General features: G+C 69.6%; 4 protein-coding genes. All 4 read right to left on the bottom strand.

Features of this window, described 5'->3' with window-relative positions; genetic code table 11:
• The coding region (locus FUT87_RS22065) for a HAMP domain-containing protein (RefSeq protein WP_147242401.1) at positions 1-1,138 on the bottom strand (1,138 nt) is incomplete at its 3' end.
• A 111-nt stretch (positions 1,139-1,249) separates the two neighbouring features.
• On the bottom strand, positions 1,250-2,257 hold the full coding sequence (locus FUT87_RS22060; RefSeq protein WP_091724829.1) for a hypothetical protein: 1,008 nt from the start codon (positions 2,255-2,257) through the stop codon (positions 1,250-1,252).
• A 63-nt stretch (positions 2,258-2,320) separates the two neighbouring features.
• Positions 2,321-3,079 (bottom strand): DUF5672 family protein, encoded by a 759-nt coding sequence (locus tag FUT87_RS22055; RefSeq protein ID WP_147242400.1) that lies wholly within the window; start codon positions 3,077-3,079, stop codon positions 2,321-2,323.
• 1 nt (position 3,080) lies between these two features.
• Positions 3,081-3,932: glycosyltransferase family 4 protein (locus FUT87_RS22050; RefSeq protein ID WP_147242399.1), on the bottom strand; the 852-nt coding region annotated here is incomplete at its 5' end.

Below are 3,932 nucleotides of genomic sequence, written 5' to 3'. Positions count from 1 at the left end.
CCAGGATGTTGGTCTGGAAGGCGATCCCGTCGATCACGCCGGTGATGTCGCCGATGCGCTTGCTGGAGCCGGTGATGGCCGCCATCGTGGTGATGACCCGGTCCACCACCTCGCCGCCCTGGCCGGCGACCTGCGCGGCGGCGTCCGCCAGGCCGGTGGCCTTGCGCGAGGTCTCCGCATTGACCTGCACCGTCTCCGTCATCTGCGCCATCGAGGACGCCGTCTGCTGCAGCGCGCCGGCCTGCGATTCGGTGCGGCTGGACAGGTCCTGGTTGCCGGTGGCGATCTGTGTCGACGCGGTCGCGATGCCGTCGGCGGCCTGGCGCACGTTGGTGACCATCGTCGACAGGTTGCCGCTCATCGCCTTGAGCGCCGTCAGCAACTGGCTCAGCTCGTCGCGGCCCTCGACCTGGATCTCGTCGCGCAGGTCGCCGTCGGCCACCGACTGCGCGACCTGGATCGCGCGGTTCAGCGGCCGGGTGACCGCGCGGCTGATCAGCCAGCCCAGCAACCCCGCCACGCCGGCCGACAGCAGCGCGGTCGCGATCAGCAGCATCCGGTCCTGCGCGAACAGCGCGGTCGCGGCCTGGGTCTCGGCGGTCGAGCGCTCGTCCTCGTAGCGGATGAAGTCGCCGGTGGCCGTCAGCAGCGCCGCCAGCAGCGGCCGGCATTCCGCGTTCATCTTGCTGATGGCCTCGTCGCGTTGGCCGTCCTTGGCCAGGCCCACGATCGCCAGCGCGACCCGGCCGTACTGCTGCTCGATCGCATCGACCTTGTCGAAGAGCGTCCGGTCCTGCGCGGTCGCGTCGGCCGCGGCGGCCAGGTGCCGCTTGAGCCGGTCCAGCGACTGCTGCACCGCCTCATGGGAACGAGTGACCGCCTCCAGCTCCAGCGCGCGGTCCTGCGGCGTGCTCACCAGCACCAGGTTGCGCGCCGAGATGGCCCGCGACTTCGCTGCGGATTGCAGCTCGACGACCAGGCGCTCCCGCGCCGCCACGCCCTGCAGGTAGGTCTCGACGCGCGAACTGGACTGGTTCAGCCAGTGCAGCGCCGCGCCGGCCACGGCGGCGACGATCACCGCCATCACGCCGAAGCCCGCCCACAGCTTGGTCTTGACCTTGAGATCTGAAAGGTTCATTGGTGTTCCCCCTGAAAGATGCCCGGGCCGTCATCGCAGCCTGTCTGATCTTCGGCGTTGGGTCGCGACTTCTCAAGAAGCACCCGGCGCAAGCCGGTGTGCGGCGATTGCCTACACGGCGAAGGCGTGGGCCAGCCCGGCCACCTCGCGCTCGAAGACCATGCGCTCGCGCAGCACCGCCTGCCGCGCCGGGCGAGACAGCTCCAGGTAGAGCTCGAAATCGCGCATCAGCCCGGCCGCGCCGGCAAACACCTGGTCCACCTGGTCGGGCTTGAAGTAGCACTCGTCGGGCAGCGCGTAGTCGCGCGCGGCGCCCACGTCCAGCGCGAAGACGCAGCAGTCGCGCATCAGCGCCTCGCGCGCCAGCCGGTCCTTGCCCGGGAAGGTGCCCAGGTCGATGAAGAGCTTGCTGCGCCCCAGCGCCTCGTAGACCTGGGCCCGCGTCAGGCCGCGGATCAGGTGGACCTTGCAGCCGTTCTCGCGCTCCAGCCGGGCGGCGATCGCGCCCACGTCGTAGACCACCTTGTGGTTGGCGTTGAGCGCGATGTCGGTCTTGGCGGCGGTCTCGAAGACCGGCTCGCCAGCGGCCGGCACCGGCTTGCCGGGCGTGTAGTCCGACAGCGGCAACGTGCGGGTGCAGCCCAGCGCCTGGATGACGTCGCGCGCGTAACCCGACTGGTAGGTGTGCAGCACGCGCTCGCTGCGCAGCAGGTTGAGGTTGATCTTGTTGACCGACAGGTACTCGAAGGCGTTGTCGATGCTCAGCCACCAGACCATCGGCTTGCAGGGCTGGAAGTAGCGCAGCCAGTGCACATAGGTCTCGGCCAGGACGACGCAGGTGTCCGGCGTCATCGCGATCTCCTCGGCCAGCCGCACCTGGTACTTCTCGTAGTCGGCGACGGTGTTGGGCCGCGGCTGCAGCTTGAGCACCGTGCCGGCGCCCAGGCCGTTGCGGCGGAACAGGTCGTCGACGGCCGGCAGGTCGGTGGGCAGCACGTACCAGACGCGCGCGTCGTGACCCTGGCGGATCAACGAATCCGACAGCTGGTGCAAGGCCTCCGGCCCGCCGGTCTGCACGCCGTGGGGAATCAGGATGACGATCTGCTGCTTCGCGTTCATCGGTGGCCTTGTGGGTCTCGTGTCGTTCTTGGGAAAAAGGGGCGGAGGCAGGGGCGCCGGCGTTCAAGGCGCCGCGTTCAACGCCGCCAGGCGCTGCTGGAGCTTCTCGGCCGTGGCCGGGGACACTGACTGGAAGCCGGGCAGCAGGAAGCCGCTGCGCGTCTTGACGATGCGGTCGGAGAGGTGGTCCAGCAGGAAGTCCGGCATCTCGCGGTAGACCGTCGGCAGGTGGAAGATGCCGTGGAAGCCGAAGGTCGGGTAGGGCACCGCGGGGAATTCGACCGAGAAGTGCGAGGCGATCGCCTTGGGCGCGAAGCGGCAGCCGGCGCGCTCCAGCGTCTCGCGCATCGTGCGGCAGATGTAGAGGTCCTCGGCCTCGGTCGGGTCCGGGTAGTCCAGCTGGGCGACCGCATGCACCAGCCGCCGCGAGCGCCACGAGAAGCCGCCGTTGCCGACCTCGTTGACCTCGTAGTTGGGCCAGGGCGCGCCGATGTAGTCGTAATGCAGGAAGTGCGGCGAGAACTGGTCGGCGTTGAGCACGAAGCCGTCGTACTGGATCACTAGCACATGGTCGGCGCTGAGGTGCTTGGCCAGCTCCCGGGTGATCAGCAGGTTGTACTCGGCGATCGAGCGCAGCGTCGGCACCGGGATCACCGGCAGGCCGGGCCAGAGCTCCGGCTTGTCCGAATAGATCAGCACCTGGCTGAAGGGCAGGCCCTGCAGCTCCATCTGCCGCATGCTGTGCAGCAGCGCCTGGCGCGCCAGGACATGCAGGTCGGTGTCGACGATGGCGACGGCGATGCTGGGCTTGGCAGTGCTCATGTCACATCAGGTCCAGCAGCTGCTTCGTGACCGTACCCCAGGAGAAGCGCTGCGCCAGCCGCTGGCGGGCGGCCTCGCGGCGCGGCGCCGGCGTCAGGCGCTGCTCGACCACCTGCAGCATGGCCTCGCGCAGGTCATCGAGGTCGGGCACGACGAAGGCGCCGACCGGCTGCGGCGCGTCGGCCGCGGTGCCGGGACGGCTGTGCAGGCGGTGGCAGAGCTCGGGCGGGGTGAAGTCGTCGGTGGCGCCGCCGCCGCTGACGATCACGTGCGTGCCGCAGCCCATCGCCTCCAGCACCGGCAGGTTGAAGCCTTCGGCGCGGTAGGGGGAGACATAGGCGTCGGACAGCGCGTACAGCGAGCGCAACTGCGGCAGGTTCAGGCTGGTCGACAGGATGGAAATGCCGTCGCGCACCTGCGGCGCGTTCAGCGCCGGCGCCCGCGTGGCCAGCTCGGCGAAGAGGCGCTCGACGCCGATGCCGTACAGCCCCTGGTGGTCCTTGAGGATCAGCCGCACCGGCAGGCCCTGCAGGCGCAGCTCGGCGAAGGCCAGCAGCAGCAGGTCGATGCCCTTGTTCCAGGTCGCCACGCCGACGTTGCTGAACACCGTTTCGTGCGGCTGCATGCCCAGCGCCGCGCGGGCAGCCTGGCGCTGCTCGGGCGTCATCGGGAAGAAGGTGTCGGTCTTGTAGCCGTGCGGCACGACCAGGACCTTGTCGGCCTCGAAGCCGTAGTCCACCAGCCGCGCCTTGGACCAGCGGGTCGGCGTGACGACGAAGTCGTCGCCCTGGGTCAGCGAGGCGGGCGGCATCTCGGGCGGGTCGAAGCTCTTGCCGGACAGGCCGAACTCGGT

It is taken from the genome of Mitsuaria sp. TWR114, from assembly GCF_007997345.1.
The sequence above is the reverse complement of the archived record's forward strand: the minus strand, read 5'-3'. Positions and strand labels throughout refer to the sequence as shown.